General features: G+C 69.7%; 19 protein-coding genes. 5 read left to right on the plus strand and 14 right to left on the minus strand.

Features of this window, described 5'->3' with window-relative positions; genetic code table 11:
- Positions 1-37: 37 nt before the first annotated feature.
- The gene (gene groES, locus HPO96_RS18630) at positions 38-334 is read right to left on the minus strand and encodes a co-chaperone GroES (protein WP_130384566.1); all 297 of its coding nucleotides are present in this window, start codon (positions 332-334) and stop codon (positions 38-40) included.
- A gap of 275 nt (positions 335-609) precedes the next feature.
- On the opposite strand from groES, the gene HPO96_RS18635 reads away from it, so the two are divergent.
- The 3 genes from HPO96_RS18635 to HPO96_RS18645 all read left to right on the plus strand — a co-directional run bounded on the left by HPO96_RS18635 (position 610) and on the right by HPO96_RS18645 (position 2,947).
- Positions 610-1,080, plus strand: a complete 471-nt coding sequence (locus HPO96_RS18635) for a peptidoglycan-binding domain-containing protein (RefSeq protein WP_171674775.1) — start codon at positions 610-612, stop codon at positions 1,078-1,080.
- A gap of 102 nt (positions 1,081-1,182) precedes the next feature.
- Positions 1,183-1,782 carry a peptidoglycan-binding domain-containing protein gene (locus HPO96_RS18640; protein WP_171674776.1) on the plus strand — a complete coding sequence of 200 codons (600 nt, stop codon included), beginning with the start codon at positions 1,183-1,185 and terminating at the stop codon, positions 1,780-1,782.
- Between the two features lie 16 nt (positions 1,783-1,798).
- The gene (locus HPO96_RS18645) at positions 1,799-2,947 is read left to right on the plus strand and encodes a class I SAM-dependent methyltransferase (RefSeq protein WP_337796707.1); all 1,149 of its coding nucleotides are present in this window, start codon (positions 1,799-1,801) and stop codon (positions 2,945-2,947) included.
- On the opposite strand, the gene HPO96_RS18650 is transcribed toward HPO96_RS18645, so the two are convergent.
- Positions 2,944-3,387 (minus strand): MarR family winged helix-turn-helix transcriptional regulator, encoded by a 444-nt coding sequence (locus tag HPO96_RS18650; RefSeq protein ID WP_171674778.1) that lies wholly within the window; start codon positions 3,385-3,387, stop codon positions 2,944-2,946. The two genes, HPO96_RS18645 and HPO96_RS18650, sit on opposite strands and share 4 nt — an antisense overlap.
- A gap of 54 nt (positions 3,388-3,441) precedes the next feature.
- Here HPO96_RS18650 and HPO96_RS18655 point away from each other — a divergent pair, with 54 nt between their 5' ends.
- Positions 3,442-4,455 carry a GNAT family N-acetyltransferase gene (locus HPO96_RS18655; RefSeq protein WP_171674779.1) on the plus strand — a complete coding sequence of 338 codons (1,014 nt, stop codon included), beginning with the start codon at positions 3,442-3,444 and terminating at the stop codon, positions 4,453-4,455.
- A 122-nt stretch (positions 4,456-4,577) separates the two neighbouring features.
- Here the strand turns inward: HPO96_RS18655 and HPO96_RS38340 are convergent, their stop codons facing one another.
- From HPO96_RS38340 to HPO96_RS18705, 10 genes are read right to left on the minus strand one after another with little or no spacing between them, the layout of a single operon-like run.
- The gene (locus HPO96_RS38340; RefSeq protein ID WP_337796708.1) at positions 4,578-5,285 is read right to left on the minus strand and encodes a dienelactone hydrolase family protein; all 708 of its coding nucleotides are present in this window, start codon (positions 5,283-5,285) and stop codon (positions 4,578-4,580) included.
- A gap of 11 nt (positions 5,286-5,296) precedes the next feature.
- Positions 5,297-5,737: a GNAT family N-acetyltransferase gene (locus HPO96_RS18665; protein ID WP_171674781.1), complete on the minus strand. Its 441-nt coding sequence runs from the start codon at positions 5,735-5,737 to the stop codon at positions 5,297-5,299.
- Complete coding sequence (tsaD, locus tag HPO96_RS18670) at positions 5,734-6,789, minus strand: tRNA (adenosine(37)-N6)-threonylcarbamoyltransferase complex transferase subunit TsaD (protein ID WP_171674782.1); 1,056 nt, start codon at positions 6,787-6,789, stop codon at positions 5,734-5,736. Before tsaD ends, HPO96_RS18665 begins: the two co-directional genes overlap by 4 nt.
- Complete coding sequence (rimI, locus tag HPO96_RS18675) at positions 6,786-7,229, minus strand: ribosomal protein S18-alanine N-acetyltransferase (protein WP_171674783.1); 444 nt, start codon at positions 7,227-7,229, stop codon at positions 6,786-6,788. The genes tsaD and rimI overlap by 4 nt, the downstream gene beginning before the upstream one ends.
- Complete coding sequence (gene tsaB / locus HPO96_RS18680; RefSeq protein ID WP_171674784.1) at positions 7,226-7,888, minus strand: tRNA (adenosine(37)-N6)-threonylcarbamoyltransferase complex dimerization subunit type 1 TsaB; 663 nt, start codon at positions 7,886-7,888, stop codon at positions 7,226-7,228. The genes rimI and tsaB overlap by 4 nt, the downstream gene beginning before the upstream one ends.
- A 1-nt stretch (position 7,889) precedes the next feature.
- On the minus strand, positions 7,890-8,816 hold the full coding sequence (tsaE, locus tag HPO96_RS18685; RefSeq protein ID WP_171674785.1) for a tRNA (adenosine(37)-N6)-threonylcarbamoyltransferase complex ATPase subunit type 1 TsaE: 927 nt from the start codon (positions 8,814-8,816) through the stop codon (positions 7,890-7,892).
- A 7-nt stretch (positions 8,817-8,823) separates the two neighbouring features.
- The gene (locus HPO96_RS18690) at positions 8,824-9,978 is read right to left on the minus strand and encodes an alpha/beta fold hydrolase (RefSeq protein WP_171674786.1); all 1,155 of its coding nucleotides are present in this window, start codon (positions 9,976-9,978) and stop codon (positions 8,824-8,826) included.
- 4 nt (positions 9,979-9,982) lie between these two features.
- Positions 9,983-11,185, minus strand: coding sequence for an alanine racemase (alr, locus tag HPO96_RS18695; protein WP_171674787.1), 1,203 nt, complete (start codon positions 11,183-11,185; stop codon positions 9,983-9,985).
- Positions 11,186-11,200: 15 nt separating this feature from the next.
- The gene (locus HPO96_RS18700; protein ID WP_337796709.1) at positions 11,201-11,842 is read right to left on the minus strand and encodes an HAD family hydrolase; all 642 of its coding nucleotides are present in this window, start codon (positions 11,840-11,842) and stop codon (positions 11,201-11,203) included.
- 58 nt (positions 11,843-11,900) lie between these two features.
- Positions 11,901-13,115, minus strand: coding sequence for a GH12 family glycosyl hydrolase domain-containing protein (locus tag HPO96_RS18705; RefSeq protein ID WP_171674788.1), 1,215 nt, complete (start codon positions 13,113-13,115; stop codon positions 11,901-11,903).
- Positions 13,116-13,392: 277 nt separating this feature from the next.
- Here HPO96_RS18705 and HPO96_RS18710 point away from each other — a divergent pair, with 277 nt between their 5' ends.
- Positions 13,393-14,172 carry an META domain-containing protein gene (locus HPO96_RS18710; protein ID WP_238355296.1) on the plus strand — a complete coding sequence of 260 codons (780 nt, stop codon included), beginning with the start codon at positions 13,393-13,395 and terminating at the stop codon, positions 14,170-14,172.
- On the opposite strand, the gene HPO96_RS18715 is transcribed toward HPO96_RS18710, so the two are convergent.
- Both HPO96_RS18715 and HPO96_RS18720 read right to left on the minus strand, forming a co-directional pair.
- Positions 14,169-15,563, minus strand: a complete 1,395-nt coding sequence (locus HPO96_RS18715) for an NAD(P)H-hydrate dehydratase (RefSeq protein WP_171674789.1) — start codon at positions 15,561-15,563, stop codon at positions 14,169-14,171. The two genes, HPO96_RS18710 and HPO96_RS18715, sit on opposite strands and share 4 nt — an antisense overlap.
- 1 nt (position 15,564) lies before the next feature.
- Positions 15,565-15,915, minus strand: a complete 351-nt coding sequence (locus HPO96_RS18720; RefSeq protein WP_171674790.1) for a holo-ACP synthase — start codon at positions 15,913-15,915, stop codon at positions 15,565-15,567.
- Positions 15,916-15,917 lie beyond the last annotated feature (2 nt).

A 15,917-nucleotide genomic window follows, 5' to 3' on the forward strand; every position in this document is an offset into this window, starting at 1 on the left:
AGCCGGGGCGGTGTCAGTCAGGAACAGCGGGCGGTCGTCACTTGCTGACGACTGCGAGGATGTCGCGGGCGCCCAGGATCAGGTAGTCCTGGCCGTCGTACTTGACCTCGGTGCCGCCGTACTTGGAGTAGATGACCTTGTCGCCGACGGCGACGTCCAGCGGGACGCGGTTGCCGTTGTCGTCGATCCGGCCCGGGCCGACAGCGAGGATCTCGCCCTCCTGCGGCTTCTCCTTGGCGGTGTCCGGGATCACCAGGCCGGACTTCGTGGTCTGCTCGGCTTCGAGCGGCGCGACGAGGACGCGGTCCTCGAGCGGCTTGATCGTGACCGACACTTGCTGACCTCCACGGTCGATTCGCTTGTCTGTTCAAGGTGGTCGCGCTCCCCTGCCGTCGCGGGGGTCAGGAGGCCGGACCGTTTGGCACACTCGAGGCGAGAGTGCCAACACCGAATCTAGGCCGCGATTAGCACTCGGTCAACTCGAGTGCCAAACGGAAAGATCACCGAGCGGTCACTCCGGGCCATCAATGGGCAACCAACCGGCCGGAACCGGTGTCCAAGGGAGCAGTGGATCCGATCGGACGGGTCCGGTCCTCTTGGGGAGAAACCATGTTTCGTCGTCTGCCGGCCGTCGCGCTCGCCGCGGCCGCCCTCGTCGTCACCCCGCTGGTCGCCGCCTCCTCGGCGTCCGCCGCGCCGCTGAGCCAGTGCGACGCCGCGACATTCAAGAACGTCGGCGGCGGCTGGGAGGTGTTCGTCCCGAGCGTCTGGGAGTCCACCAGCACGACCTGCAACCTCAAGTACGGCGATCTGCCGCACCGCGACCCGAACACGCCGTTCGGCGACCCGACCCGGGCGATCCAGGCGCTGCAGAGCAACCTGAACTACTGCTACGGCGCGAAACTGGCCAAGGACGGCCGGTACGGCGCGCAGACGCGGGACGCCGTGAAGGCGGCCCAGAAGAAGCTCAAGCTGACCGCGGACGGTATCTACGGCCCGCAGACCCGCTCGACGATGAAGTGGCGGATGTACAACCCGACCACGAAGACGTGGAGCCAGGCCTGCTACGACAAGCTCTGAGGCTGTAAGCACCCGAGTACGGATAGTGGTCCCGCGCTGGCCTATTGCAGGCCGGCGTGGGACCGTTTTGTTCGTCAGGACCGTCCCGTCCGAGGAGTGCCCATGGCTTTCAGCCTGCCGAAGCTGCCGAAGTTCTCCGGCCGCACAATCGCGGTTCTCGCCGCGGTGGGCGCCCTGGGGGTCGGTGCGGTCGCGGCCGGCGCCTCCAAGGACCAGGCCGCCCCACCCAAGCCCGCTGGTGACGCCGGCAGCCAGGCGGCGGCTCCGCCCGCTGCGGACCCGCTGACCACCTCCGCCGAGGCCGCTGCGGCCGCTGAAGCGCGATTGGGCCAGTGCCGCGACGCCCGATTGGTGCCGGTCAACAAGACTTGGGGCATCCCACTGCCGTCCGTTCTGGGCAGCACCAGCACCAACTGCAACCTCAAGTACGGCGACAACCCGCACCGCGGCTCCGACCGCTCAGGAAAGCCGGACACCGCCATCCAGGTGCTGCAGCGCAACCTGAACTCCTGCTACGGCAGCCGGCTCGCTGTCGACGGCATCTACGGCAAGAACACCCGTGCGGTGGTCAAGATGGTCCAGCGCAAGCACAAGATCATCGCCGACGGCATCTACGGGCCCAAGACCCGCTCCGCGATCAACTGGCGCCTCTACTCGTCGTCCACCCGGACGTGGAGCAAGACCTGTTCCAGCCCGCTCTAGCCCCTAAAGTGTGCGGGTGACTGTTTCGGCGCTTCTGGATGATGTCGGCGCCGAGGTGCTTGCTGCGGCTTGTTCCGAGTACGCCGTGGGCCGGGAGCTGCAGGTCGTCGAGAAGCTGCGGAAGCGGTACGACGGGGCGCTGGTGAGCGCTGCGGTGACGCAGGCGGCGCTGCGGGTTCGAGCCGTGGCCAAGTTCGGTGCGGACGCGGAGCGGATGTTCTTCACGCCGGACGGGTACGAGCAGGCGACTCGGACGACTGTCGGCGTCCACCGGGCCAGCCGGATCGCTGCGGCGTTGCCGGGCGCCAGTGTGATCGACCTGGGGTGTGGAATCGGCGGCGACCTGATCAGCGCAGCCCGCGCCGGACTGCGCGTCACCGGCGTCGAGCGGGACGCCGAGACGGCTGCGGCGGCCCGCGCCAACCTGGCCGCGCTGGGGCTGTCTGGCGAGGTAGTGGTCGGCGACGCGGAGTCGACCGACCTGGCGGCGTACGACGTGGTATTCGCAGACCCGGCGCGTCGGGCGGACGGACGGCGGGTGTTCGACCACAACGCCTATTCGCCGCCGTGGAGCTTTGTGTCCGCACTTCTGGAACGCACTGCCTGTGTGAAGGTCGCACCGGGGATTCCGCATGACGCAGTGCCTGCGGATGTCGAGGCGGAGTGGATCAGCGATGCCGGTGAGGTGAAGGAGGCAGCGCTGTGGTCGGGCGCCCTGTACGCCGGGGTTGCGCGTCGGGCGACGCTCCTACCAGGTGGTGCGACTGTGGGGACCGCACCAGAGGCCGTGGTCGGTCCGGTGGGCAGGTACCTCTACGAACCGGACGGCGCGGTCATTCGGGCCGGTCTGGTGACAGCGGTGGCAGCTGCGGTCGACGGATGGTTGTTGGATCCGCGGATCGCGTACGTCACCTCTGACACTCTGACGCCGACCGCGTTCGCTTCGGCGTACGAGGTGGTCGAGGAACTGCCGTACAAGGAGAAGTCGCTGCGGGCCTGGGTCCGGACGAACGGGATCGGGACGCTGGAGATCAAGAAGCGCGGCGTCGACGTCGACCCCGCCGTCCTCCGCAAGAAGCTGGGACCGAAGGGGACGGCCACCGCCACACTGCTGATCACCCGGATCGGCCGCGACGCAGTCGCCTACTCCTGCCGGCGAATCTAGTCCGGCAGGTCGGCGATACGCTCCGCGAGGCGGCCCAGGGTGGCCAGCTCGGCCGGAGTGAGATGGTCGACGAATCGCTCCCGAACCGAGTCGAGATGACCGGGCGCGGCCTGCCGGAGCAGCTCCAGGCCGGCATCGGTCAGGTGGTAGATCGAGCCGCGCGCGTCGGCGGGATCCGGCTCGCGGGTGATCAGGCCGCGTGCCTCCATCCGGCCCGCGTGATGTGACAGCCGGCTGCGCGACCACTGCATCTTGACCGCGAAATCCCGCAGGCCCCAGCGGTGGTCGGGCTGTTCGGACAGTGTGCTGAGCACCTCGTAGTCCGCGCTGGACAGGCCGAGCTGATTCAGATCCCGGGCCAGGCGGGACGGCAGCACGGTCAGGAAGCGGCGGACGGCACGCCAGGCCTGCTCCTCGTCGGCGGTCAACCAGCGGGTCATACGGCATTCTAGCATTTCTTTGACATGTCATAGAAATCTGTTAACTTCGTAGACATGTCAAAGAAAATCTTGCTGGTCGTCGCGAGCACCCGGCCCGGCCGCCTGGGCCCCGCCGTCGCGACGTGGTTCCAGCAGGCCGTGGCCACGGTTCCAGGCGCGGACCTCGAGATCGCCGACCTGGCTGCCGTCGGGTTGCCCTTCCTGGACGAACCGCTGCACCCGTCGACCGGGATCTATCACCACGAACACACCCGGCGCTGGAGCCGATTGGTGGACTCCGCCGACGGATTCGTCTTCGTGACTCCGGAGTACAACTTCGGGATGCCTGCGACACTGAAGAACGCCTTCGACCACCTGAGCCGGGAGTGGGCCTGGAAGCCGTGCCTGTTCGTGGGCTACGGCAACACCTCCGCCGGCACCCGCGGCGTCCAGATGGCCCGCGAGGTCGCCGCGAATCTCCGGATGCCCGCAATCGGCGGTGACATCTACCTCCGCATCGCGGACGACGTCGCCAACGGGGCCGTGATCGACACCGAACGGCGTACCGCGCACGCACGCCACGCCTTCACGCAATTGATCCGCACCGCCGGCATCCTGCGCCCGCTCCGAACCGAGGACGGCCAGATCACCCGCGCGACGTACGCCGACGCCGCCGAACTCACCGTCCTGCAACGCGCCTGCTGGGTCGACGAAGCGATCGCCAACCAAACCCTCGACCTGCCGGCCCTGCACGAATCGCTCGAACAGGTCAGCTCAGGGCTGGACGACTGGACAGTCTGGGTGATCCGGGCCGGCGGCCGTTTGGTGGCATCGGCCCGGGCTCGTCGCGAGGGCGACGCCTGGCAGATCGGCCGCTTGATGGTCGCGCCCGACCACCGCCATCGCGGCCTCGGCCGGCAGTTGCTCGCCCACGCCGAGCAGGCGGCACCACCTGGAACGCAGACGATCACGCTCTCCACAGGGGCCCACAGCTCCCGCAATCAGGCGCTGTACCGGCAGGCGGGTTACGAACTCACCGCCGACGGGCCCGCCGGGACGGTTTCACTACGCAAGGCGCACGCGAGCTAGGACTTGCGCTTGAGGTGTATTCGAACATATGATCGATACGCGAGCGGGTCTTCGGGAGACTGGCCGGCGGGCGAGGTGCTGCGTCCAGCTGATGCCCTCTTCCGGAGGCCCGCCACTAACTTTTACACCCGGATCCGCTCACGGACCGGCATCCGCAGTCGCGCCCAAGCAATCTGCAACACCGCGGGTGCCGAACCACGCGCCGGCCCCGCCGGCCACACCCGGTCCTTCTCCTCACCAACTGCGCCGCTCAGCACCTCCTGGACGAAGGTGGTGACGATGGTGTTCCAGTCCTCGGCGCGCCGCAGCATCGCGTGCGTCTCGCCGTCCAACAGGTGCACAGTCACCGGTGTCCCCGCCGCCCGCAAGCGGTTCGCGTACGCAACCGTCCCCTTCGGCGACGTCACCCGATCATCGTTGCCATGAGCAAACGTCACCGGCGGCCGAAGTGCGCTCAACGGCTCGTCAACCGGTAACCAGGGCGCCAGCCCCAGTACCCCGGCCACCCGAGGGTGCGCTCCCGCCGCAACCACCGCGCGCCCACCCATCGAATGCCCCACCAACACAACCCGCTCGAACCGCCCCGGCAGGCCGTCAAGCACAGCTCGAAGGTCCACGGCAGCGTCGCCGGCTGCGTTCCAGCCGCGGTGGCGGTAGCGGAGGAGGCCGATGGCGGCTGCGGGGGCAGCGGTGCGGGCGGCGGTGGCGAAGGGGTGGAGACGAAGGATGGGCGGGCGCCAGGGGCCGGGGGTTTTGGTGGAGTGTTCGTAGCCGCCGTGGGCGAGGAGGATGAGGGTGGTGGCGGCGGGTGGATTGTGGACGAGGTCCACGCCGGGGCGGTTCACCGGTAGAGGTCGGTGGGTTTGTGGCGGAGCGCCATGACGTTGCCGGGGTCGACTTCGGTGAAGCCGTGGCGGCGGTAGAGCTCGTGGGCGTCGTTGGTGGCGAGCATCATGCTGCGCAGGCCCTGGAGCTCGGGGTGTTCGAGGAGCGTGGCGACGACGAACTTGCCGAGGCCGTGGCCCTGGTACTCGGGGAGGACGAAGACGTCGGCGATCCAGGCGAACGTCGTCCGGTCGGTGACTGCGCGGGCGAAGGCGACCAAGGCGCCGTCCGCAGCGTAGACGCCGACATTCAGCGAGCCGGCCAGCGCCTGGGCCACCAGCTCCCGCGGGATGCCGGTCGCCCAGTACGACGTACTCAGGAAGCCGTGGACGACGTCGACGTCGATCCGCGCGAGGTCGTCGTCCGCCTCGAAACCGCCCGGGTGTGTCCACTTCACTTGTTCAGCACCTCCGTGATCGGCATCGACGAGTCAGCCGGCAGACCGAGCGGCGACGGCGCCTTCCCGGCGCGGACCAGCTCGGAGCCGAGCGCCGCGACCATCGCGCCGTTGTCGGTACACAGCCCCGGCCGCGGCACCCGCACCGCGATCCCGGCCGCGCTGCACCGCTCCTCGGCCATCTGCCGCAGCCGCGAGTTCGCCGCGACGCCGCCACCGATCAACAGATGCTCGAACCCGCGGTCCTTGCACGCGTCGATCGCCTTCCGCGTCAGCACATCACACACCGCCTCCTGAAAGGCCGCGGCGACGTGGTTGACCGGCACGTCCTCGCCGTCCCGCCGCTTCGCCTCGACCCAGCGCGCGACCGCGGTCTTCAGCCCGGAGAACGAGAAATCGAACCGGTGCCGCTCGAGATCGCGCTGCGACGTCAGCCCGCGCGGGAACCGCACGTACGCCCGGTCGCCGCCGTCCTGCGCGGCCTTGTCGACATAAGGCCCACCGGGGAACGGCAGCCCGAGCACGCGCGCAACCTTGTCGAACGCCTCCCCGGCCGCGTCGTCGATCGTGCTACCCATCGGCGTCACGCCCTCGGTGATGTCCTCGACGGCGAGCAGCGAAGAGTGCCCACCCGAGACGAGCATCGCGACACAGCCCTTCGGCAGGTCACCGTGCTCCAGCGTGTCGACCGCGACATGCGCGGCCAGGTGGTTCACGCCGTACAGCGGCTTGTCGAGCGACAGCGCCAGGCCCTTCGCCGCGGCGACGCCGACCAGCAGCGCGCCGGCCAGACCGGGCCCGCTGGTGACCGCGACGGCGTCCACATCGGCCGGCTTGATCCCGGCCGTCTCGCAGGCGCGCCGGATCGTCGGCACCATCGCCTCCAGGTGCGCCCGGCTGGCCACCTCCGGTACGACGCCGCCGAACCGCGCATGCTCCTCGACACTGGAGGCGATCGCGTCGGCGAGCAACGTCTGCCCGCGCACGATACCGACGCCGGTCTCGTCACACGACGTCTCGATCCCGAGGATCAGAGGCTCTTCCTTGCTCACGCTGTCTCCCGCCACCGCATGATCACCGCATCTTCGCCACCGGCGTAGTACCCGCGCCGCCGGCTGATCTGTTCGAACCCGTACCCGCCGTACAGGGCGATCGCCGACTCGTTGCCCGCGGCAACCTCCAGCAGGACCGTCCGCCCGGCGCACCGCTCCAGCGCCGCCGCCATCAACTGCCGCCCGATCCCGGTACGCCGTTCCTCCGGCCGGACCGCGATCCGCAGCAACTCGACCACGTCGACCTCGACCGGCGGCACCAGCAGCACCACGTACCCGACGACGTCCCCTTCGTCCGCCACCAGGATCACCCGATCCGCCCGCGCGAACTCCGACGACCAACTGACGGTACTCCAGGCCTCCGCCCCGAAACACGCCGCGTCCAGCCCGCTCACCGCGTCGAGGTCCGCCGCGACGGCAGGCCGAATCGCAGGTCTCACAGCACGCTCTTGGGCCCGGCCGACATAGTGACATCCGGCCGCCGCAGGTACAGCGGCGTCGGCGGCACGATCTCCAGGGTGCCGGTGGCAACCCCATGCGCAAGGACCTCGGCCGACGGGTACTCGACGACGCCTTCGGCCGGTACGCCGAGCGTCTCGCCGTACAGCACCGCGCCCCGCCCGATCACCGGCAACCCGGACAGCACATGCGCGACGTCGGCCGGCTTGTCGACCGCGGGCCCCTCCAACCGGCGGCGGCTGCCATCGGCCGCCGGGCCGTCGTACAGTGCCCAGTAGACCTCCTTGCGCCGCGCATCCGTCGCGACGGCGACCGGAAGGGCCAAGGCGGACTGCCGGGCCAGGATGTCGAGGCTGCAGACACCCGCGACCTCGATCCCGAGGACGTCGGCCATCGTGCGCGCGGTGACCAGGCCGACCCGGAGGCCGGTGAACGGCCCCGGCCCGACGCCGACGGCGATCCGGCTCAGCTCGCGGGCCGTGCAGCCCGCGGTCTCCAGCGCGGCCGCGATCGCGGGGGCGAGCAGCTCGCCGTGCCGCAGCGCGTCCACCGTGGTCGAGGAGGCGGCGATCGCGCCGGTGACCGGATCCGCGACCGCGACGGTCACGGCCGCGCTCGACGTGTCGAAAGCAAGCAGCATGTCAGTTCTTCTCCAGTACGGACACGCGAACGCCGGACGCCGCCCAGCGCGGACCCACCGGGGTGATCCGCAACTGCCGGGTCTCGTCGGTGTCGTCATCGCCTCGGGTCACCACGACGTCCAGCCGGTCCGGCGCGAGCGCCTCGGCCAAACCGTGACCCCACTCGACCACGGTGACCGCGTCGTCCAGGCTCGCATCCAGATCGAGGTCGTCCAGCTCGGCGAAACCGCCCAGCCGGTAGGCGTCCACATGGACGAGCGCGGGCCCTCCGACCAGCGACGGGTGCACGCGGGAGATCACGAACGTCGGCGACGTGATGTCGCCACGCACCTTCAGCCCCGCGCCGAGCCCCTGGGTGAACGTCGTCTTCCCGGCGCCGAGATCCCCGGACAGCACCAGAACGTCGCCCGCGCGCAGCTGACCCGCGAGCTCCGCCGCGATCGCCCGCATGTCCTCGGCCGTCGGCACCGTCCGCTCGATCGGCATCGCCTTGGCGTGGATCAGGTTGTGGTCCTGCCGCTCGACGACGGAGTACCCGCGCCGGCGCCAGAACTCGACGGTGTCAGGCAGCTCGACCCGCGCCACCAGCCGGACCCGCGCCAGCCCGCGCCGGACGGCGACCTCCTCGGCGCAGCCGACCATCGCGGACGCGACCCCGCGGGCCTGGTGCCGGGGGTCGACCGAGACGCGGCGCAGGTTCAGCACCTCACCCTCGACCTCGAACAGGACGGCGCCGGCCGGGGCGCCGTCGATCAGCACCAGCAGCCCGCCGTGTTTCTCGACGGCCGCGCCGACCGTCGCGGCGTTCTCGGACAGCGCCGTCGACGGCGGGTCCAGAACCCGGCGCGCGGCGAACGCGTGATGGATCACCGCGACGATGTCGGCCACGTGCTCGGACGTCGCGTCGACGACGTGCAAATCGGTCATGCCACCCTCAAGAGTTTCCCAGCAACGAGACTTCTGCTCGCTCGATCATGCCAAGGAGCGCCGCGGTGAACTCACGGTGGTGCTCGATCAGGCCCAGATGGCCGCAGTTGCGCACCTCCACGAGCTCGGCGCCGGGCACCCGGCGGACGATCTCCTCGGCGTGCGCGAACGGCGTCAGCGCGTCCTTGTCACCACCGACAACGACGCACTCGACCTTCTGCAACGGCTCCAGCGACTCGTACTTGTCGTGCAGCGCGAAGATCGGGTAGAAATCCGCGATCACCGAGATCGGCGTCGCCGCGATCATCTCGTTGACGAACTCGGTGAACGCGGGCGGCACCTCGGAGCCGAACGAGTACTTCCGGGTCAGCAGGTAGCTGATATCCGTCCCCGCCTTCCGGCCGCGCTCGACCACATCGGGGACGCGCGCCAGCGCCGAGACCGTCGGCGTCGCCAGCTGCCGCAGCCACCGGCCCGGCAGCCCGGGCAGGATGATCGGCACTTCGTCCAGCCGGCCCGCGCTCGTCGAGCACAGCCCGACGCCGATCACCCGGTCGCCGAAGATCTCCGGATGCTGATCGGCGAGTGCCATGATCGACATGCCGCCCATCGAGTGCCCGATCAGGATCACCGGGCCGGTCGGCGCGAACTGCTCCAGGATGCCGCCGAGGTCGCGGCCGAGCTGGTCGATACTGATGTTCTCCTTCGGCGACCGCCCGGACCGGCCGTGCGAGCGCTGGTCGTAGAAGACCATCGTGCCGATCCCGGCCAGGTCGCGACGCTCGAAGTGCCAGGCATCCATGTTCAGCCCGTAACCGTGCGCGAAAATCACGGTCAGGTCCTCGGGCGGTAACGGCAGCTTGCTGTCTCGATTCCTTCCCCGCCCCACCGCCCCGGTCAGGGCGAACCGTTTCTTCGGCGGGGCCGGACGCCGGGAGCGCTTCAGCTCGTCGACCTCGACGTACAGCTCGACGCCGTCGTCCGCGGTGAAGACGTGCGGCGTCCCGCGCAGCGAGCCGAACGGCTCGGCCTCCAGCTGCGCGCGCTGCCCGGACCGCCGGCCGATCACCGTCCGCTCGACGGCGACACCGGCCGCCGCACCGGCCGCCAGCACTCCGACCGCGGCTCCGATCAGCCCTGCGGTCCGCCCTGCCTTGGACATCGGTCTACCTCTCGCCGGGGCCGGAAGCAGGGCCGGTCATCGGTGCGGTGTCGACGTACCGCCGGGGAATCCGCGGGCCGAGCCGCGTGACGATCTCGTAGTTGATCGTGCGGGCGGCATCCGCCCAGTCGTCGACACTCGGCTCACCGGATGCGCCGGGGCCGAACAGGACGACCTCGTCCCCCGGGGCGACGTCGTCGTCCTCGAGGTTGACGACGCACTGGTCCATACAGATGCGGCCGACGATGCTGCGCCGGGCGTCGTGGAACTGGACGGGCGCGCCGTTCGACGCATGCCGCGGGAGACCGTCGCCGTAGCCGAGCGGGATCAGGCCGAGGTTCGACGGACGCGGCGCCGTCCAGGTCAGGCCGTAGGAGACGCCGACGCCGGCCGGCACCCGCTTCACCATCGCGAGCCGGGCCTTCAGCGTCATCGCGGGCCGCAGACCCAACTCGGCCGCCGGTTTCGAGTGCCCGAACGGCGACAACCCGTACGTCGCGACGCCCGGCCGGACCAGGTTGAAGTGGGTCTCCGGCAGCGCGAGCGTGGCGCCCGAGTTGGCCAGGTGCTTGAACTCGGCCTCGACGCCGAACGACTCGGCCACTTCGATCGCGTGCGTGAACGTCGCCAGCTGCGAGTCGTTCACCTCGCTCTTCGGCTCATCCGAATTCGCCAGATGTGACCAGATGCCCTTGATCTCGATCCGGCCGGCCGCCTGCTCGCGCAGCGCGGCCCGGATCAGCGCCGGCCACTCCTCCGGGACGGCGCCGCCGCGGCTCATCCCGGTGTCGATCTTCAGATGCACCCGGGCCGGCCGGTCGACCACCCCGGCGGCCAGCTCGTCGATCTCCCACGGCGCGCCCGCGGACAGGTCGATCCCCTCGGCGATCGCCTCGGCCAGCGGCTCGCCCGGGGTCGTCAGCCAGCAGAAGATCGGGCCGGTGTCACCGGCGTCCCGCAGGTCGAGCGCCTCCTCCAGGACGGCGGCGCCGATCCAGTCGGCGCCGGCGGCGCGCGCGGCCTGGGCGACCGGGACGATGCCGTGCCCGTACCCGTCGGCCTTGACCACGGTCATCAGCTGGGCGCCCTCGGCATAACCACGCAGCGTGGCCACGTTGTGCCGGATCGCAGCCAGGTCGACGATCGCCTCGGCGCGCGTCGGACGCTCGCGAGGCGGTCTGCCGTCTGGTGACCGGAGAGTAGCCATAGCTCTACCAGTGTCTCAGGCCCCGCTGATCAATCCCGGGAGGGATGACATCTTGTGGAAAACTTCACGCGCTGTCGCCAGCTTCGCCGGGTCCGTCATCCCGGCGTAGCCGAAGACCGTCATCCCGGCCGCGTTGGCCGCCGCGACGCCGAGCGGGCTGTCCTCGACGACCACGCAGTCCGCCGGCGGAACGCCTTGGCTGGCGGCCGCGTGCAGGAACAGATCGGGCGCGGGTTTGCCGTGCGCGACGTCCTCGGCGCTGAAGATTCGGCCCGCGAACCGGTCGAGAAAGCCGACCGCGGTGAGCGCCGTCCGGATCCGCCGGTGCGTTCCGGAGGAGGCCAGACAGTACGGCGTACCGGCAGCGTCCAGCTGGTCGAGGACGTCCTCGACGCCCTCGATCGCCTGCAGGTGCGCGAAGCCGTCGAAAAGCCGCTGGTGGTATCGGTCCTCGAGATCGGCGGGCAGCGGGCGGCCGAGTTGCGCTTCGGCGTTCTCGCGCATCGACTTCATGCTGCCGCCCATGAAATCGCGGACTGCCTCGTCGAACGTGTACGGCAGACCGGCCTCGGTGAGCAGCTCGGCCAGGATCGTGTTGGCCAGCCGCTCGGAGTCCACCAGCACGCCGTCGTTGTCGAAGATCACCAGACCGGTCACGCAGGAGACCCTACGCAACCGGCCTGGTGCCTCCCGTGCTCAACTCTCCTGGATCGAACTAGCTCTCATCGATTTCGAAGGCGTTGAAGTAGAACCGCTGCTTGGTGTTGTTGGTCGACACGACCTCGACGCCGAAGTCGACCTGCCAGGTGGTCGAGTTCGCCGGGATCCACTTGCGGGCCTCGAGGTCCTTGAAGAACGCCTGCAGCGGCATGGTGCCGGCGGCCTGCGTGTTCACGGACTTGTAGGTGAAGATGCCGCCCTGCGAGTTCACGCCGCCGGTCTTCCACACCTCGTACTGCTGGCCGCCGATGGTCGTGGTGCCGACCTTGGAGCCGGCCGGGGTCTGGCCGTGGTTCTGCGTCCAGATCATCAGCTCGTTCTCGAAGCCGTTGTTGATCCAGACGTCGAAAGCGATGTTGTAGATGCAGCCCGAGCAACTCGGCCCGACGCCCGCGAACTTGGCCGACTGGATCTTCGCCAGCGGGAAGTCGTCGTAGTCCTTGTGCACGTTGGGATACGCCTGGACGCCGTTGTCGCCGGGCCGGGCCTGGGTGACGTCCTCGTACCAGCTGTTGTAGTTGCAGACCGCCATCGTGTACGTGCCGTTGTGGTTGTTCCACATGTTGTTGTGCACGTAGTACTGGCCGTACGTCCGGCCCTCGCCCGCGTTACCGGTGGCGGTGGTCGTCCAGGTCGGCTTGGTGCACGACTGGCCCGGGTTGGTGGTCGGCGGCGTAGTCGTCGGCGTCACGGTCGGCGGCTTGGTCGGGGTCGACGTCGTCGCGGTCGGAGTCGGCTTCGGAGTGGGTTTCGGCGTCGGCTTCGGGGTTGCCGTCACGGTCGGCGTCGGCGTCGTCGGCTGCGCGGGCGCGGCGACGAAGTCGTAGTGCGCGGTGTAGCGCAGTTTGGTGCCGCTGCGGTAGCTCTGGCCGTCGCGGCGGAGCGCGCGCAGCCGGTAGCTCTTGTCGGTGGTTCGGGCCGGGTCGATCGACAGCTGGGCGGGCCCGGACGCGATCGCGGTGATCGCGACCGGCTTCTTGCCGAAGCCGTGCAGGACCGTGCAGCCGGAGCTCTTGTCGAGGACACAGCTCTCGACGCGCCCGACACTCGGGAGATCGGTGACCGTGCTGACCGCGGTACCGGTGGTGGACGCCGCGACGGGGTTCTCCTTGGCCGCCTGGACGGCGATCGGCACGGCGACCAGGCCGGCCAGTGCGAGGAAGACCGCCGGGACGACGAGTCGGCGCCGGGCAGTTCGGAAGGGGGGCATGCGAAAAGATCCTTCGTTTGCTTCGACGAGCCGCCCGCTGTGTTGCCCCAGTGCTACCGCGACCGGCCGCGTCACCTTGATTCGGTTGGATCCCCAGTGGGACCGGCAGACGCCGGCCGTGGTGTGCACGTTCGCGACCGTGTACGGGCGCTGACGTTATCGAACCGTGATCTGATCCGCCACCCCCAGGGCGGCCCTTTCCGCGTCTTTACGTTGCCTTCACGGTATCGACCCACTGCAACGAACGCGTCACCCGTTGCGTCCCTAGGGTGTGAAGATGCGGATGATCGCCCTCGTCGGAGCCGGACTGCTGCTCGCCCTGACCGCCTGCGGAAACGACGCGCCCGCCGGCGGCGGCTCGCTGACCGGCAAGACCTACCTGTCCACGGCCGTCACCGAGGACGGCAAGCCCAAACAGCTCGCGCAGAACACGAAGGTGCGGCTGCAGTTCACCGACGACGGCCGCCTGATCGCGGACGCCGGGTGCAACTCGATGCAGGGCCGCGTCTCGGTCGACGACGGGCGGATCACGCTGACGGACGGCGGCCTGGCCTCGACGGACATGGGCTGCCCCGGCCGCCAGGACCAGGACGGTTGGCTGACCCGCATCCTGTCCGACAAACCGAAGTGGTCACTGAACGCCACCACGCTGACCATCAGCACCGCGAGTACGACGATCTCCCTCACCGACCGGGAGGTCGCGGAGCCCGATCTGGCAGTCGACGGCACCCGTTGGACCCTCGACACGATCATCGAGGGCGATGTGGCCTCCCATCAGGTCGGCGCCGAGAAGGCGTGGATCACGCTGAACGGCGATCGAGTCACCGGATCGACCGGGTGCAACGAGCTACAGGGCAAGGTCACCCGGGCCGACGGCAAGCTGACTTTCGGCGAGCTCTCCACCACCCGGATCGCCTGCAGCGGTGAGGCCGGCAAGACGGAGGCGGCGCTGCTGAAAGCGCTGAAGGGTGAGGTCAGCTACTCGGTGGAGTCCAACCGGCTGAGCCTGACAACTGCGGACGGCAAGGGCGGCGTCACCTTCTCGGCCACTCGCTAGAGGAGCTGGCGAGTCACCTCGGGTAGCGCTGCCGCAACCTTCATCGCGGTGACCGGGCCGTCTGTGGCGGCCAACTGGCCGGCGGCGGCGTGCAGGTAGGCCGCGACCGCTGCGGCCTCGAACTCGGGGACGCCGCCGGCCAGGAGCGATCCGAGCAGCCCTGCGAGGACATCACCTGAGCCGGCCGTTGCCAACCATGGTGTGGCGATGGGGTTCACGTACGCGCTGCCGTCGGGTTCGGCGACCACAGTGGTCGCGCCTTTCAGCAGTACGACGAGCCGGCGGTCCTCTGCGACCAGACGGGCGTAGTGCAGCCGCCGCGCCTCGATCTCGGCGCGCGGCACGCCGATCAGCTGGCTGAGCTCGCCTGCGTGTGGGGTGATCACCACGTAGCCGGCGCGGTCGGTGTCGAGGGCGGCGATGCCACCGGCGTCCACTACGACTGGCACCTCTTGCTGCTGGGTGATGCGGTCGAACAGCTCGCGGTCGAGCGTTTCGGGGCTGAGGCCCGAGCCGACGGCCCAGGCCTGCACGCGGCCCTCGCCGACGACCACCTCGGGGTGTTTGGTTAGGACGGCCTGGGCGACGGCGTCCGGGCCGAGGTAGCGGAGCATGCCGAGCGGGCCGGCCAGTGCGCCGGTGGTGGCGATGACTGCGGCGCCGGGGTACTGCGTCGAGCCGGCGATCAGGCCGAGGACGCCGCGGGAGTACTTGTCGGAGTCGGCGTCCGGGACTGGGTAGAGCGCGCGGACGTCGGCGGACTGCAGCGACTGGACGGGCGCTTCGGGGAGGTCGAGCCCGATGTCGACCAGATGCACCGGACCGCAGGCCGACGCGGCCGGATCGACCAGGTGGCAGATCTTGTGCGTGCCGAAGGTGACGGTGAGTGCTGCGTGCACATGTGGCTCTGGTGTCTCGCCGCTGTCCACATCCACTCCGGAGGGGATGTCGACGGCAACAATCGGTACGTCGTGTTCGGCGGCCAGTGTGACGGCGTCCAACGCGTCCGGTCGTAGACCCGGCCGCCCGCCGATGCCGACGATCCCGTCGACCACGACGTCCGCACCGGGGATGTCTTCTGGTGTGCCAACCCGCCCGCCGGCTGCTTGCAGCGCGGTCAGACCGCCTTGGTGTGCCCGGTCGGAGAGCAGGACGGCGATCACCTGCGCCCCACGGCGGGCCAGCCGCGCACCGGCGTACAAGGCGTCGCCGCCGTTGTCACCGGAGCCGATCAGCAACACGACCCGAGCGCCGTACGTCCGCCTCAGGAAGTTGCTCAGCGCAACCGCCAGCCCGGTCGCCGCGCGCTCCATCAGCGTGCCCTCGGGCAGCCGGGCCATCAGCTCCGCCTCCGCCGCCCGAACCTGCTCCACGGTGTGCGCGCGCCGCATCTCAGCCCTCCAGAATCACCACAGCGGAGGCGATCCCCGCATCATGACTCAACGACAGATGCAGACTCTGTACCCCGAGCCGGGCCGCCTGCGCCGCCACCGTCCCCCGAATCTCCAACCACGGCCGCCCGGTCTCGTCCGTCTGCACCTCGGCGTCATGCCAATGCATCCCCGCCGGCGCCCCCAACGCCTTCGCCAACGCCTCCTTGGCCGCAAACCGAGCCGCCAGCGAAGCCGGCTTCCGCGCCGCCTCCACCGCCGTGAACACCCGATCCCGTAACCCCGGCGTCCGCTCCAGCGTCTTCATGAACCGCTCCACGTCGACCACATCAATCCCCACGCCGACGATCATGC

The sequence above is a fragment of the Kribbella sandramycini genome (genome assembly GCF_013131805.1).
Classification (GTDB): domain Bacteria; phylum Actinomycetota; class Actinomycetes; order Propionibacteriales; family Kribbellaceae; genus Kribbella; species Kribbella sandramycini.